This is a genomic window from Streptomyces sp. NPDC052236 (genome assembly GCF_044548015.1).
Lineage (GTDB): Bacteria > Actinomycetota > Actinomycetes > Streptomycetales > Streptomycetaceae > Streptomyces.
In genome coordinates, this window is sequence record NZ_JBIUBL010000001.1 from 367,991 (window position 1) to 381,877 (window position 13,887).

The following is a 13,887-nucleotide window of genomic DNA, read 5'->3' on the forward strand; positions in this document are numbered from 1 at the left end:
AGCCGCCCCCGGGGAAATTACGTGAGCGCCCAGACCGTGAGACGACGACAGTGACTCATCGGGGTGCGCTGTGAGCAGGAGGCGGTACGTGGCCAGGGGTGTGCCTGGCGGCTATCGAATCTGGGACAACCGGGGGCGCCGGTGGTGGGGTGACCTCTTCGAACTCTGTCCTGATGATCTCCTCGTTGAACTGAACCGCGGTGCGGACCACGAGAAGATCACCGCCCTCCTCAAGCGATACAGGGCCCAGAAGCGATAGGCGTCCGGCGACTCAGCCTCGGTGTCATCGGCTTCGAGGTCTCCGGCCGCACCGACGCATCGACGTTGGCAGGCAGGCTGCCAACGGAGCGGGACATCGGATACCTGATTCCCCAAAGGTGAGGTCCTGCACGGTCACGTAAAGGACGACCAGCCGGACCACCGACTCACCTTGATCACCACAACCGGCCCTTCTGGGGAATGCTCGCGATACTGGGCGTACTTCGTTTGCAACAGCTCAACGAGTCGAGAGCGCCGCTTGCCGCGCTCGACCACTTCGGCATGTCCGTCAGCCCGTGCCCACCACAGCTGCGACCAGTCGTCGTCGTAGTGATCAACGATCGCTGACACTCGGTCGTTCTCGTGGATGTTGCGAAGCCGCCGAAGATCCCAGGTGCTCTTCGGCTTGTGGTCGATCGCGAAGCAGACAAGATCGTCATCCACGGCGAAGGTGATCGGCACCAGATGCGGTACGCCGGAACCGCTGACCGTGGCCAGACGAGCAACCGCCGCCGCCTCGAACCGTTGCCGCGCATCCTCGGGACCAAGCCGCATGCGTCGACCGTAACCAGCGTCAGGGAAGCCAGGCAGTGGAGACACAGGGAACAGCCGTCCGATTGCCTCACTACGCACGTCTCGACCACTGCGTACCTGCAACAGTTGCGCCATGCCAGGCCGGGCGATTTTCATCGATCGTGCCGCTGACGCGCCGGGTGCCTGGCAAATCCGTAGCACACGCGCCGGAACTGCGTCTGTGTCCGCTACTGGGGGAGCAAGGTCAACGTTCGTCGTTCAACATGGTCGCTGCGTCGGTGGGATCCATGAGGTTCGACCATGCCTGTTCAGCCGGCAAGAGTTCTCGTTCTGGCAGGGCGTATTCGGGGTACCAGCCGTCGCGGTCGCAGCCGGGCACATTGCCGTGGATGACAACCGCCAGGTTGGACGGCACGGAACCGGTGATGCGGATGAGCTGCTACCGGGTCGTCCTGGCCGAGGGCACACACAACGACCTGGTTCAGTACCTCAATCGTGACCTGCTCGTCAGCATGTGGCCCGTCCTGCGCACACTGATCAGCCGGGACATCCGGGACGTCTGGGAGAGTGCCTTCACCGAGCTGGCCCCGAAGACCCGGGCTGCTACGTAAACCTCACCGTCGCAGATGTGCAACGGTCGAGCCACACGTATCGAGGCGATGGAGCGGCTCTCGGAGGTCTCCCAGTACAGGTAGGGCCTGCTCACATCGCGGCAAGCGGCGTCGCAGGGGCTGCAGCCGCGGGACCTGCCCCGGGGCCGCCGCGCTGCGATGCGACAGCAGGCCCCCCTGGTACTGGGAGATCTCGGAGAGTCGTCCCAACGCCTCACTGCGCATGGCGCGACTGTTGCATATATGCAACAGTCGCGCCTCGGATGCCAAGGTGTCGGGCCCAGGCCGTCGTTCTCCCGACGCGCGTCTGATGACGCGGAAGCACCTCCCGTGACACCGTCTCAGCACGACGACCGGAGGAGGGACATGCTCTCGCACCACCGGTTCGATCCCGAGCTGGCCGCGGCACTCTCCATGATGCCCGAGGTCGACATCACCGACGTGGAAGCGGCCCGGGCCGCGCAGGCGGAGCAGCTCGTCGCAGTCGTCGCGGCGGCCGACACCGCAGGGGTGGACGTCAAAGAGGTCTTCGTCCCCGGACCGGACAGTGCGCCCGCCGTGCGGCTGCGGATCTATCGGCCGGACCGGGGGCGGGGGCCGCTCCCCGCTGTGTACGGCATGCACGGCGGCGGGTTCGTCCTGGGGTCGCCCGACGTTGATCACGACTGGAACCTGTTGCTCTGCCGCGAGCTGGAGGCCCTGGTGGTCTCCGTCGACTATCGCCTGGCCCCCGAGCATCCCTTCCCCGCGCCCCTGGAGGACTGCTACGCCGGGCTGCGCTGGCTCGCCGAGAACGCCGACGACCTGGGCGTACGGCCTGACCGGATCGCCCTGTGGGGTGACAGCGCCGGAGCCGGGCTGGCCGCAGCGCTGAGTCTGCTCGCTCGTGACCGGGGTGGGCCCGCCATCTGTTTCCAGCATTTGTGCAGCCCCGCGCTCGATGACCGGCTGGAGACCCCGAGCGCCCGGCTGTTCACCGATACCCCCGTGTGGAACCGGCGCGGTGCCCGCATCAGCTGGGATGCCTACCTGGGGGACGGGGTGCCTGGCACAGCCGGTGTCTCCCCGTACGCCGCGCCCGCCCGCGCCGGAGTGGTGGACCTGGCCGGGCTGCCGCCCGCGTACGTCTCGGTGATGGAGTTCGACCCGCTGCGGGACGAGGGCATCGACTACGCCCGCGCCCTGCTGGCCGCCGCGGTACCCACAGAGCTGCATCTCATCCCCGGCACCTTCCACGGCGCGTGGGCCGTCGAGCACGCCGCCGTCATCCGGCGCGCCACCGCCGAGGCGATCGCGGTGCTGCGCGGGGCACTGGGGCGGTGAGTTGGTGAGCCCTTATTCATCGTCGCCGTCGGAAGCCAGGCGCAGTGCGTACAGCGCGAGTTGGGCGCGGAATCTGTCCTGCGGGTCGCGCAGCCGCCAGCCCAACTCCTTCTCGACGCGCGCCAGCCGCGCCGCCACCGAGCTGTGGTGCAGGTGGAGTTCCCCGGCCGCCTGCCGCAGTGAGCCCGTACGGCAGAAAGCGGATAGGGCCACCAGAAGTTCCTCGGACGCCAGATTTCCCAGCCGCCGTACGTCCGCCTGCGCCCGCAGCCGTTCCACCGGGATGTCCGTCAGCAGCGTCACAGGGCCGAGTTCGTCGTGGTCCGCCACCGCCTCCTCCGGGGTGCCGCCCGCCACCGCGAACCGCAGCGCCGAGCGCGCCTGTGACCAGGAGGCCCGCGCGTCCAGTGGGTCGGTGGCGCCGCCGACTCCCGTACGTATTCCGTGCGCGGGCTTACGGACAGGACCCCGGTCGCCGAGGCGTTCGCGCAGGGCCGCCCGCAGCTCCGCGGCCGGTGAGGCGGTACTGCGGCCGTCCGGGCCGCCGCCGCCCTGCACCAGAACCGCCCCCAGCGAGCCGACCCGCGCCACCCGGACCGTGTCCCGCAGCGCGCCGCGCCCCAGCAGTGTCACCGCCTCCATCCCTACGTTCGTCTCCGGGCCACCGGCCACCGCGACCACCCGCAGCGGGCCCTCGGGGGTCAGGCCCAGCAGCCGCAGCGCGCGGGTACGGTCCGCGGCGTCCTCCCGGCCCGACAGCACCAGTTCGACCAGCGCCGGGTCGGCCGCCCGGGGGACCCGGTTCTGCCGTGGCCGGCCGGCCAGTACCCGTGCGGTGATGGCCATCCACTCCAGGACCAGTTCGTCGAACGGTCCCGGCGCGCCGGGGCGCTCCAGCCAGACCCGTCCGGATGGTTCCAGGTCCACCCGGCCGGAGACCTGCTCGGGCCCGCCCAGCAGGGCGGCGCCGTCCGGGCCGAACCGCGCCGCGCGCCCGTCGGGCAGTTCCAGGCCCGCCGCGCACCCGGCCAGACCGGCGGTGGACCGCGTCAGGGACACCGGGTCGAGGCCGCCGCCGAGCAGCGCCTCGAAGTGGGCGATCACGCGTACGGCGGTGGCGGCGTCCGCGTCCAGCGCCGACAGCCGCAGCAGCAGTCCCTTCACAGCCGCAGTCTAGGAAGGACGGGAACATGACCGACAGATCCATGCACCGAGGATCCATACGCCGAGCTGAAGCACGGCTGGTAGCGCTACTCGCCGGGGTCTTACCCCTGCTGTCAGGCCTTCTCCTCGCCCTCGCCGCGCCCCCAGCGTCGGCGGCCACACTGACCGAGGTGACCGGTTTCGGCAGCAACCCGAGCAATCTGAGGATGCACCTGTACGTGCCGGACAACGTGCGAGCGCGCCCGGCCGTGCTGATGGCCGTGCACTACTGCACGGGCTCGGGGCCCGCGTTCTACTCGGGTACGGAGTTCGCCTCACTCGCCAACCGGTACGGGTTCATCGTCGTCTACCCGTCGGCGACCCGCAGCGGCAACTGCTTCGACGTCTCCTCGCCGCAGGCCCTGCGGCGCGACGGCGGCAGCGACCCGGTGGGCATCAGGTCGATGATCAGTTACGTTCAACAGCGACACAACGCCGACCCCGGCCAGACCTACGTCACCGGCGCCTCCTCCGGCGCCATGATGACCAACGTCCTGCTGGGCAACTACCCCGACGTGTTCAAGGCGGGCGCTGCCTTCAGTGGCGTACCGCACTCCTGCTTCGCCACCACCGACGGATCCGGCTGGAACAGCGCCTGCGCGAACGGCACCGTCGACAGGACGCCGCAGGACTGGGGCAGCCTGGCCCGTGCCGCGTACCCCGGCTACAGCGGCGCCCGGCCCAGGATGCAGACCTGGCACGGCACCCAGGACAGCACCCTGCGCTACCCGAACTTCACTGAGCAGATCGACCAGTGGACCAACGTCCATGGTGTGAGCCGGACGCCCGCGTACACCGACTCGCCGCAGTCCAACTGGACGCGTACGCGCTACGGCGGCACCGGCAACCAGGCACCCGTGGAGGCCATCAGCCTCCAGGGCGTCGGCCACTCCCTGCCGACCGCGGGCATGGCGGCCCGGGCCATCACGTTCTTCGGCCTGGACGGAACCACGCCGCAGGACCCCGACCCGGGCACAGGGGCCTGCCGGGTGGGCTACACGACCAGCGCCTGGAACACCGGCCTGACCGCGTCCATCACGCTCACCAACACCGGCAACTCGCCCATCAGCAACTGGTCCCTCGCCTTCTCCCTGCCCGCGGGCCAGACCATCACCTCCGGCTGGAACGCGAACTACAGCCCGGCCGGCGGCGCTGTGACGGCCACCAACGTCTCGCACAACGCCACGCTCGCCCCGGGAGCCGGTACTCAGATCGGTTTCCAGGCCGGCCACAACGGCAACACCGGAAAACCGGCCTCCTTCACACTGAATGGAGCCGTCTGCACCATCGCCTGACCGCACCCGCCCCCGGTCTCGGCGGGACGCTGCCGGGACCGGGCTCCGCTGGTGGGTCAGTCGGGGCCGCTCCAGTCGAACGGGAAGTGCTTGCTCGACTTGCCGCTGCGGTTCCAGCTGAAGCCGAAGGCATCGGCCTGGTCGGCGGTGGCGCGGCCCCAGGTGGCGATCTGCCCCGGGCCGACCTCGGCGCCGGGCGCGTTGTGCACCTGTACTCGCGCGCCCTTTGGAGTGGTGGGACCGGTGAGGGCCTCGGCGCGGGCGGTGACCCGGCCGGGGATCTCGGCGCTCCACGACCCGAGGTCGTCGTCGATCTTTATGTTGATGGGAGCGATGTCCATACCGCGCATCTCGGGGGCGAAGACCTCGCCGAACTCCTTCGGCCAGCCGCCCGCCTCACCGCCGAAGATCGCGCCGAGAGCATCGCGCTGCTGCTCGTCGGCCCGCTCGTCGAGGAAGACGGCGGCATGCGCGTCCGTGTATGTGCCGGCCCATGGGTTGCCGGTGAAGGACCCGAGCATCAGGACGTTCAACCCGTCGAGCTGGACATCCCCGTATCGGCCCTCGCGTATGTGCCAGGCGAGCACGCCCTCGCAGTCGCCCTCGGTCGGGGGCTGCGCGAACGTACAGGGGCAGGGTATGGCGCACTTGCAGGTATCGAACCAGTCGCCGGTGACATGCCAGGCCGGGCTGGTGGTTGTTGTTGCTTCATCGGTCATTTCGCTGACCTCCTCAGCCTCCTCGACCTTCTCGACCTCCTCATTTCCAGCATGCGCCTCGCCCGCTTGCGAGAGCGAGGACCGCTGCCGCGACGGACAGGGCCGCGAGGGCCGCGAAGAGGTGCGGATAGCCGCCCAGCGGTCCGGCCAGTGCGGCTACCGCCCAGGGTGCGAGCGCGGCCACCACCTTCGCGGGTGCGCTGAGGAGCCCGGACAGGCGGCCGTAGTCGGCCGTGCCCCAGCGGTCGGTGACCGCGGTGGCTTGGAGCAGGGTGAGGTTGCCCCGTACGACTCCGGCGAGGACGGCGAAGACGATCAGCAGCGGGATCGGGCCGGGGACGAGGGCGAACGCGGCTGTGGTGGCTCCGCCCGCCGCGATGAGGATCGTGGTGCGGGCGGTGACGCCGGTCCTGCGGGAGAGGGTGGCGTAGAGCGTACGGCCCAGAGTCTGGCCGAGTCCGCCAAGTCCCAGCGCCCACGCGGCGGTTGTCGGGTCGGCGCCGCGTTCGGTGAGCAGCGGGACCAGGCCGAAGACAACCGCGTACATGGCGAAGCCGGAGAAGGTGAAGGCGAGGGTGAGGAGAAGGAAGGGGCGGCTGCGGGCGGTCGGTGTGCGGCTGGTGGCGGGGGGAGCCGGTGGTGCCTGGGGCCAGGCGCCGCGCAGGGCCAGGGCGTGGGCCGGGATGGTGACGGCGGCGAGGATGACGGCGAGTACGGCGTACGTGGTGCGCCAGCCGAGGTGGGCGGCCAGGGTGGCCGTCAGGGGTGCGAAGACGGTGCTGGCCAGGCCGCCGGCAAGGGTGACGATGGTGAGGGCGCGGATACGGTCGGGGCCCCACCAGCGGGTGAGGGCCACGAAGGCGGGCTGGTAGAAGGTGGCGGCCATGGAGACGCCGGCCATGAGCCAGGCGGCGGTGAACACGTACAGGTTCGGGGCCAGGGCGACGGTCAGTATGGCGGCCACCGCGAGGATCGAGCCCGCGGTCATCACGGCGCGGGGGCCCCGGCGGTCGAGGATGCGGCCGATGGGGATTCCGGCGACGGCCGAGACCAGCAGGGCGGCGGAGAACGCGGCGGTCGCGGCGCTCGTGGACCAGCCGGTGTCCGCGGTCAGGCGGGGAAGCAGGACGGGGAAGGCGTAGTAGACGATGCCCCAGCCGGTGATCTGGGTGGCGCACAGCGCGGGCAGGGCGGCGGCGGGCCGCGACGGGTGCCCTGTTCCCGTCGCGACCGTCGCGACCGTCATGTCAGTCGTGTCCGTCGCCGCCTCGCTGGTGGTGTGGGCCTCGGTCACCTCACGGTCAGCAGCCACCGGAGGTGGTGGCCGGGGCTCCGACGCCGAGCTGTACGAGGGCGGGTGCCGGGGCGCAGCAGCCACCGCCGCCCTCTTCGGACTTGGTGGCGTCGGGGTCGTCGAACAGCCCGGCTCCGCCGCACACTCCGGTGTCCGGGAGCGTGAGTTCGACGCGGTCGGCGGACTCGGTGTCGCCTGCGAGGGCCGCGGCGACGGAGCGGACCTGCTCGTAGCCGGTCATGGCCAGGAAGGTGGGGGCGCGGCCGTAGGACTTCATGCCAACCAGGTAGACACCCGGTTCGGGGTGGGACAGTTCGCGGTGTCCGTGCGGGTAGACGGTGCCGCAGGAGTGCTGGTTGGGGTCGATCAGCGGCGCGAGCTGTGTCGGCGCCTGGAGGCGCTCGTCCAGGCCGAGGCGGATCTCGGACAGGAACGACAGGTCGGGGCGGAGCCCGGTCAGGACGACGACCTCATCGACCGGGTCCAGGCGCCGGCCGTCCTCGCCGACCAGCAGCAGGCGGCCGTCCGCGGCGCGCTCGACGGTCTCGGTGCGGAAGCCGGTGACCGCGTCGGCGTAGCCGTTGTCGACGGCCGCCTTGGCGGCCAGGCCCAGGGCGCCGCGCGCGGGCAGCTCGTCGGCTTCGCCGCCGCCGAACGTGGAGCCGCTGATGCCCCGGCGCAGGATCCACACCGCGTGCGTGCCGGGCTCGTCCTTGGCTACGTCGGCGAGGGTGGCCAGCGCGGTGAACGCGGAGGCGCCGGAGCCGATGACGGCGGTGCGCTTTCCGGCGTAGCGGGCGCGTACGGCCGGGTCCTTCAGGTCGGGGACGCGGTAGGTGATCCGGTCGGCCGCCGCCCGCTCGCCGAGGGCGGGCAGGCCGCTGGCACCGGCCGGTCCTGGCGTCGTCCAGGTGCCGGAGGCGTCGATGACGGCGCGGGCGAAGACGCGCTCCTCAGCCACGCGATCACCGTCGGCGGTGGTGTAGTGCAGGACGAAGGGCTGGGTTTCGCGGTCGGCGTCGACGATGCGGTCGCGGCCGGTGCGGGAGACGCCGGTGACGGTGGCGTGGTAGCGGACGTTCTCGCCCAGGACGTCGGCGAGCGGCTGGAGGTACTGCTCGGCCCAGTCCGCCCCCGTGGGGTAGGTGGTGGCGTTCGGCTTGACCCAGCCGGTCGGCGCGAGGAGCTTCTCGGCGGCGGGGTCGGTGAGCTCGCCCCAGGTGGAGAACAGGCGCACATGGCCCCACTCGCGCACCGCGGCCGCGGCGGCCGGGCCGGCTTCCAGGACCAGCGGCGTGATACCGCGCTCGGTCAGGTGGGCGGCGGCGGCGAGCCCGGCGGGGCCTGCGCCGATGACGACGACCGGAAGATCTGAAGTGGTGGTGGTCATGGCGGTGATGTCCTCCCAAGTACGCGGCCGGACCGGCCGCTGTTCCGATGCCTGCTTCGATACCTGTCGATGTCCTTCGCTGTCTGGAGCTTGCCACTCGCATCGACGAGTGTCAACATAGACACATGTCGAAGTCAGAGTTGGTGGAACTGCCGGTCCTGGACACGGGGGCCGTGGTGCCGTGCTGCCCGCCGATCACCTCCAGCGAGCTGTCACAGGCCGACGCGGAGAAGATGGCCGCGATGTTCAAGGCGCTGTCCGACCCGGTGCGGCTGCGCCTGTTCTCCAAGGTCGCGTCGCACGCGGGCGGCGAGGCATGTGTGTGCGACATCTCCGACGTCGGCGTCTCCCAGCCGACGGTCTCGCACCACCTGAAGAAGCTGCGCGAGGCCGGGCTGCTGACCTCGGAGCGGCGCGGCACCTGGGTCTACTACCAGGTCGCGCCGTCCGTGGTGGCGGCCATGTCCGCCATGCTCGACCTGCGCACGTGAACCATGCGCGTCACACGCGCTCGACCAGGTGCTCCGGTCGGTACTCCGCGCGGTAGTCATCCAGTGCCCGCCCGAGCATCTCCGCGCCGTGGGGGACCCGCTCGGCCAGCTGCCCCCAGCCGACGAAGCGCACATGTTCGGGGATCCGCACCAGGCCGGTGATGGCGTCCCAGAACGCGGCCCAGTTCATGCCGTAGAAGTCCGGGAAGCCCAGCTCCCGCTTCAGCAGTGCGTGCAGTTCGTCCTCATCGGCGACCGAGCCGACATCGATGGTGATCATCCCGGCATCTTCTCGTAGGTGGAGCCGTGAGTCCCGCCGGTTTCCTGACCGGTGTCCTGACCGATGGTTTCGGTCAGGACACCGGCATCGCTCGGTCTAAGGCCATCGCCGCCGTACCGGGTCTTCCAGCACAACGGCGCGGGCACGCTGACCATCCGCAACTTCCAGGTCGCCGACTTCGGCAAGCTCTACCGCTCCTGCGGCAACTGCAAGACCCAGTACAAGCGCCACGTCGTGGTCAGCCCAAGCTCGGCAGCGGCCCGGACGGTACGCACTGCCGCTACAGCACGTCGGACGTCACATACAAGTAAGCCTGTGTTGGCTAGTCCATGGTGGCGGCCGCGATTTCCTCATCGCGGCCCGCCACCTCAGGCCCTCCCGGCCGCCTTGCGGATCGCCGACACCCTGCGGTCGAACTCACGGTTGAGCAGCGGCACCAGCACACTGCCGAACCGCGCCAGCGTCCGCGTGCCCGTGTCCGGGCAGATCACGAAGCGCCGCCGGTCGATGCCCGCCACGATCGCCGCCGCGACCTGCTCCGGCGTGAGCGGTTTGATCGTCCCGCCGACCGCCCGCGTCTCCGCCGGCTTCCACCGGTTCTCCTCGGCGAGCTGCGGGGTGTCCACGTCCGGCGGGAAGACGACGCCGACGTACACCCCGTGCGGTGTGAGCTCCGCCCGTACCGACTCCATCAGCCCGCGTACGGCGAACTTGGCCGGCCCGTACGCGCTGTAGCCGAAGATCCCGATCAGCCCGGCGGCCGACGACACCGCCACCACGCTTCCCCGCCCGCGCTCCACCATGCCGGGCACGACGGCCCTCAGGGCATACAGCGTCCCGAAGTAGTCGACCTCGATCATCTCCCGGAAGACCTCGTCCGGGAGTTCCAGGAAGTGCCCGGGCCGGGCGAGCCCGGCCGAGGTGATCAGGATGTCGCAGGGCCGCCCCTGCTCCTCCTCCAGCTCGGCGATGGCGCGCGTGAGGCCCGCCTGGTCGGACACGTCGGCCGCCCTCGCGGCGGCGGACAGCTCCTTCGCCGCCGCCTCCAGACGCTCCCGCCCCCGGGCGATCAGCGACAGCTTCGCGCCGCGCCCGGCGAGCAGCCGGGCCGTGGCCAGCCCGATGCCGCTCGACCCGCCGGTCACGATCACATGTGCCGAACCCATGTCCACGGGACGCGCGTTCCTCATCGCCATGCCGGGGAGCGTATCGACCACTCACATGTCGGCAGCGTCCACCACCGCGCCGAGATCAACGAACTTGAAGCCGGTCGCCTCCCGCTCGCCGCCCTCTCCGTCCGGGGCCGCAGGCGTCTCGTGCCCGTCCTGGACGACGAGGAGGCCACGCGGATAGCGCGCACCCAGCGGCTGGTTGAGGATGGCCGCGCCGTCGCACTCCTCGCTGCCGTCGAGCGTGGCCGAGGCCGCGCCGATCCGGAAACCGCCCTCGTACTCATTGCGCTCGGACAGCTCCCGGTCGTACAGCGCGAAGGTGTTGTCGCCCTGGCTCGACGCGAGCAGATAACCGTCGCCGTCGCGCTCCTGAAAGAGGGTCAGGCCCTCGACGTCGGCCGCGATCCGCTTGCCGCCGTAGCCGGGGTCGGCGCCCGGCGCGCACTCCTCGGTCTCCTCGTCGTAGACGCCGGGGACGCCGTACTCCTTGACCTTGTCGACCAGGACCGGCGCGGCGGTGAGATCGGCACGCATCCGCCAGATGCCGATGTCCTCCTGGCCCGCGTAGAGCATGCCGTTGGCCGGGTCCACGACCATGCCCTCGACCTGGGGCAGCTCGTCGGGCTCGGCGCACGGGCTCCAGCTGGTGCCGTTGGGCAGCCGGAAGGAGGAGGGGAGTTCGAGCGTACGTATCTTCCGGTAGCCGACCGTGCCCGCGGCCGTCCGCTTCAGCTCCAGCAGCGCGATCCCGGTCCGGTTGCGCCGGCTGACGAGCGCGTACGAACGCCCGGTGCTTTTGTCCTGCCAGGTCGCCAGGCCGTACGCGGTCCGCTGCTCGTTGATGTCGGACTGGTCCGTGGAGAACACCGGGGAGGCCGCCGGATCCGTGACGTCGGTCAGCGGCTGTCCCGGGCGTGACGGGTCGATGCGGTAGAAGCGCAGCCGGTCGTTGCCCCGGTCGCTCACTACGGCGAGGTCGGAGATGGTGTCGACATTGTTGAACCGGCCCGGCGCGTCCTCCTCGCCCGGGGGCGCGGGCGCGGGAATCGACTGCACCAGTCTGGCGTCGAGGTCGTAGACGCGCAGTCCGCCCTCCTTCGCCGTGGCGACGACGAGGCTGCGTGCCGGGTCGGCGGCGTTGCGCCAGATCGCGGGGTCGTCGGCGTCCGAGTTGGAGCCCGCCTCGTCGTCGTACAGGGCGGCGGTCTCCGCGGTGGGGGTCACGGTCGGCAGCGTGGTGGACGGATGTGCCTGCGCGGAGGACGGCGCGAGAAGCGCGACCAGCGTGGCGCCGAGAGCGGCGGCGGCTGCTGCCGTACGGGGAGAGCGATGCGGTCTCACTGGGCTCATGGGGCTCACTGGCGCTTCCTCAACTGTCGAGTACGAATCTGCCGATGGGTCGTCAGGGAGCTTCCGGCCAAGGGGCGACGCTGGGCTGTCATCCAGATGATGCGGTCGTGTTCGGCGCGTGAACTCGCCGAAAGACCATGTACCCGCAGCGTGCCCCCATCCCAGCCGCGCGTTCCAAGGGAGGGTCATTTCCGCAGGCCAGGGCCGACAGGACGGTTCACCGCACAGGCTGTGAACATCAAGCCCCCGACCAGCTGGGAAAGAGAAACAAGCAATGCCGGTGAGCGAACTCAACTACTGGGTCCAGTATGCGATGGACCTTCTGGGAATCTTCGCCTTCGCACTCGCCGGAGCCTTCCTCGCGGTCCGCAAGGACTTCGACATCTTCGGAACGATCATCCTCGCTGAAGCGGCCGGCCTGGGCGGAGGACTCTTCAGAGACCTCGTCATCGGCGTCACGCCCGTCGCCTTTGTCGACTTAGGCTACTGGCTGGCACCGATCAGTGCGGCCCTGATCGTCTTCTTCAGCGCGAGCATCCACCATGACGGCTCCCTGTTCGACGGGTTCGACGCGGCGGCACTGGGACTGTTCAGCGCCACCGGAACGATCAAGGCGCTCACTCATGGCTTCGAACTCCCCGCCGCCACGACACTGGGTGGCGGCGACCGCCGTCGGCGGTGGCGTCCTCAGTAGCCTGCTGGCGCTCGAAACGCCCTCTCCGCTCCGCTGGAACCGTGACCTGTACGCACTTCCGGCCCTCGTCGGCACCGGCTCCGTGGCGCTGCTGCACGCCGTCGAGGCACTGAACATCTTCACCGCGGTCGGCGCCGCTCTGCTCTCCTTCCTCCTGTGGCTGCTCGCCCTCCGCCGCGGCTGGCGCACGCCCCGGTCGAGGATGTGGCGCACCCCCTTCGCCGGTCTGCGCCAGCAGGCGGCCACGGCCGAGCACACCGCCGTCCGGACACCCCCTGATCTGTCGACCCGCCTTCCGGCCGGTCGACGGATCACATCTCATGCGACATCTCATGCGACATCTCGTCCGGCATCTCCAGGCCGGGCAACAGCCAGTCCTGGAACGGAGCCAGTCCGGCCAGCACGAGAAATGCGAGGCCGACCCCCCAGGTGAGCCACGGGCCGCCCCGCCACAGCTTCTCCAAGAAGATCACTGCCGCCAGTGCCGCCATCGCCGCCACGTTCATGAAACCGAGCGGGATGAGGACGATCATCAGGCCCCAGCAGCATCCGACGCAGTAGAGCCCGTGGTGCGCGCCCACCCGTAGATCCTTCGCCCACGGCCGGAAGTGCGAATACCGGAGCAGCTGAGCCATCGGGGCGCGGCAGTGTCGCAGGCAGACCCGCTTCAGCGGCCCGAACTGATGCAGCCCCGCAAGCAGGAACGCCGCCGCGCCGATCCAGCGCCCGGCCCCGGGACCGGCGTCCACCAGCCGCCCGGTCGCCGCCAGAGCGCCGTACGCCAGCAGCCCGAAACCGGTCCACGCGAGCAGATAGCCACCGACGAATCCGGTGATCCGCAGCGCGCGGACCGCACCCGACGAACGACGGCTGATCGCCCGTACCCAGGTGATCGCCACAGGCGCCACCGACGGCAGCATCATCGCCACCATCATGACCACCCACAGCAGCAGGAAGAGCGGAAGTGCCAGCCCCATGGTCCCGGGCCGCATCCCCATATCGCGGGACTGGCCGATCGTGAGCAGCCAGGCCAGGGCCGCCAGCAGCACCATGAGGATCCAGGCGACCGCCAGATCACGCTTCGGCAGGAGGGCTTCCGGCCCGTCGGGCACCGGCGAGGCGAGGCGGGGACCGCGCGGGATGTGCGGGAGGTGCGGGACGCGGGCGAGACGGAGGCGCGGCATGGCAAACCTCCCAGCAACCAGGAACCAGGAGTTCCATCCCAGCAGATCACAGAATCACAAGGCCCGACACCGGGGATTGTGCGCGCCGC

General features: G+C 70.3%; 14 protein-coding genes and 2 pseudogenes. 7 read left to right on the forward strand and 9 right to left on the reverse strand.

The genetic code is table 11. The annotated features are described in order from the left end of the window. Positions 1-70: 70 nt before the first annotated feature. Complete coding sequence (locus ACIHCQ_RS01790; protein WP_399656761.1) at positions 71-259, forward strand: hypothetical protein; 189 nt, start codon at positions 71-73, stop codon at positions 257-259. A gap of 134 nt (positions 260-393) precedes the next feature. On the opposite strand, the gene ACIHCQ_RS01795 is transcribed toward ACIHCQ_RS01790, so the two are convergent. Then, positions 394-813, reverse strand: coding sequence for a TIGR03668 family PPOX class F420-dependent oxidoreductase (locus tag ACIHCQ_RS01795; RefSeq protein ID WP_399656763.1), 420 nt, complete (start codon positions 811-813; stop codon positions 394-396). Positions 814-1,181: 368 nt separating this feature from the next. Between ACIHCQ_RS01795 and ACIHCQ_RS01800 the strand changes: the two genes are divergently transcribed. Then, entirely contained in the window at positions 1,182-1,403 is a 222-nt protein-coding gene (locus ACIHCQ_RS01800; protein WP_399656765.1) for a transcriptional regulator, read from the forward strand. A 366-nt stretch (positions 1,404-1,769) separates the two neighbouring features. Then, a complete protein-coding gene (locus ACIHCQ_RS01805) occupies positions 1,770-2,726 on the forward strand; it encodes an alpha/beta hydrolase (protein WP_399656767.1) in 957 nt (318 codons plus the stop codon). Positions 2,727-2,738: 12 nt separating this feature from the next. On the opposite strand, the gene ACIHCQ_RS01810 is transcribed toward ACIHCQ_RS01805, so the two are convergent. Next, positions 2,739-3,890, reverse strand: a complete 1,152-nt coding sequence (locus ACIHCQ_RS01810) for a PucR family transcriptional regulator (RefSeq protein WP_399656769.1) — start codon at positions 3,888-3,890, stop codon at positions 2,739-2,741. A gap of 26 nt (positions 3,891-3,916) precedes the next feature. Between ACIHCQ_RS01810 and ACIHCQ_RS01815 the strand changes: the two genes are divergently transcribed. Continuing rightward, positions 3,917-5,224, forward strand: a complete 1,308-nt coding sequence (locus tag ACIHCQ_RS01815) for a PHB depolymerase family esterase (protein WP_399656771.1) — start codon at positions 3,917-3,919, stop codon at positions 5,222-5,224. A gap of 56 nt (positions 5,225-5,280) precedes the next feature. On the opposite strand, the gene ACIHCQ_RS01820 is transcribed toward ACIHCQ_RS01815, so the two are convergent. From ACIHCQ_RS01820 to ACIHCQ_RS01830, 3 genes are read right to left on the reverse strand one after another with little or no spacing between them, the layout of a single operon-like run. Next, positions 5,281-5,943 (reverse strand): DUF1326 domain-containing protein, encoded by a 663-nt coding sequence (locus tag ACIHCQ_RS01820; protein WP_399656773.1) that lies wholly within the window; start codon positions 5,941-5,943, stop codon positions 5,281-5,283. A gap of 40 nt (positions 5,944-5,983) precedes the next feature. After that, positions 5,984-7,189 carry an MFS transporter gene (locus tag ACIHCQ_RS01825; protein WP_399657557.1) on the reverse strand — a complete coding sequence of 402 codons (1,206 nt, stop codon included), beginning with the start codon at positions 7,187-7,189 and terminating at the stop codon, positions 5,984-5,986. A 55-nt stretch (positions 7,190-7,244) separates the two neighbouring features. Continuing rightward, positions 7,245-8,627, reverse strand: a complete 1,383-nt coding sequence (locus tag ACIHCQ_RS01830) for an FAD-dependent oxidoreductase (RefSeq protein ID WP_399656775.1) — start codon at positions 8,625-8,627, stop codon at positions 7,245-7,247. A 125-nt stretch (positions 8,628-8,752) separates the two neighbouring features. Here ACIHCQ_RS01830 and ACIHCQ_RS01835 point away from each other — a divergent pair, with 125 nt between their 5' ends. Next, the gene (locus tag ACIHCQ_RS01835; protein ID WP_399656777.1) at positions 8,753-9,118 is read left to right on the forward strand and encodes an ArsR/SmtB family transcription factor; all 366 of its coding nucleotides are present in this window, start codon (positions 8,753-8,755) and stop codon (positions 9,116-9,118) included. A gap of 10 nt (positions 9,119-9,128) precedes the next feature. On the opposite strand, the gene ACIHCQ_RS01840 is transcribed toward ACIHCQ_RS01835, so the two are convergent. Next, positions 9,129-9,398, reverse strand: a complete 270-nt coding sequence (locus tag ACIHCQ_RS01840) for a barstar family protein (protein WP_399656779.1) — start codon at positions 9,396-9,398, stop codon at positions 9,129-9,131. Between the two features lie 117 nt (positions 9,399-9,515). On the opposite strand from ACIHCQ_RS01840, the pseudogene ACIHCQ_RS01845 reads away from it, so the two are divergent. After that, positions 9,516-9,638, forward strand: a pseudogene (locus tag ACIHCQ_RS01845) (pectate lyase); the annotation flags it as partial. Between the two features lie 128 nt (positions 9,639-9,766). Here the strand turns inward: ACIHCQ_RS01845 and ACIHCQ_RS01850 are convergent. Both ACIHCQ_RS01850 and ACIHCQ_RS01855 read right to left on the reverse strand, forming a co-directional pair. Continuing rightward, positions 9,767-10,594, reverse strand: a complete 828-nt coding sequence (locus tag ACIHCQ_RS01850) for an SDR family oxidoreductase (RefSeq protein ID WP_399656781.1) — start codon at positions 10,592-10,594, stop codon at positions 9,767-9,769. 21 nt (positions 10,595-10,615) lie between these two features. Next, complete coding sequence (locus ACIHCQ_RS01855) at positions 10,616-11,920, reverse strand: phytase (protein ID WP_399656783.1); 1,305 nt, start codon at positions 11,918-11,920, stop codon at positions 10,616-10,618. 274 nt (positions 11,921-12,194) lie between these two features. Here ACIHCQ_RS01855 and ACIHCQ_RS01860 point away from each other — a divergent pair. Next, positions 12,195-12,858, forward strand: a pseudogene (locus ACIHCQ_RS01860) (trimeric intracellular cation channel family protein); the annotation flags it as partial. 67 nt (positions 12,859-12,925) lie between these two features. Here the strand turns inward: ACIHCQ_RS01860 and ACIHCQ_RS01865 are convergent. Beyond that, positions 12,926-13,798, reverse strand: coding sequence for a DUF2182 domain-containing protein (locus ACIHCQ_RS01865; RefSeq protein ID WP_399656785.1), 873 nt, complete (start codon positions 13,796-13,798; stop codon positions 12,926-12,928). Between the last annotated feature and the right edge of the window lie 89 nt (positions 13,799-13,887).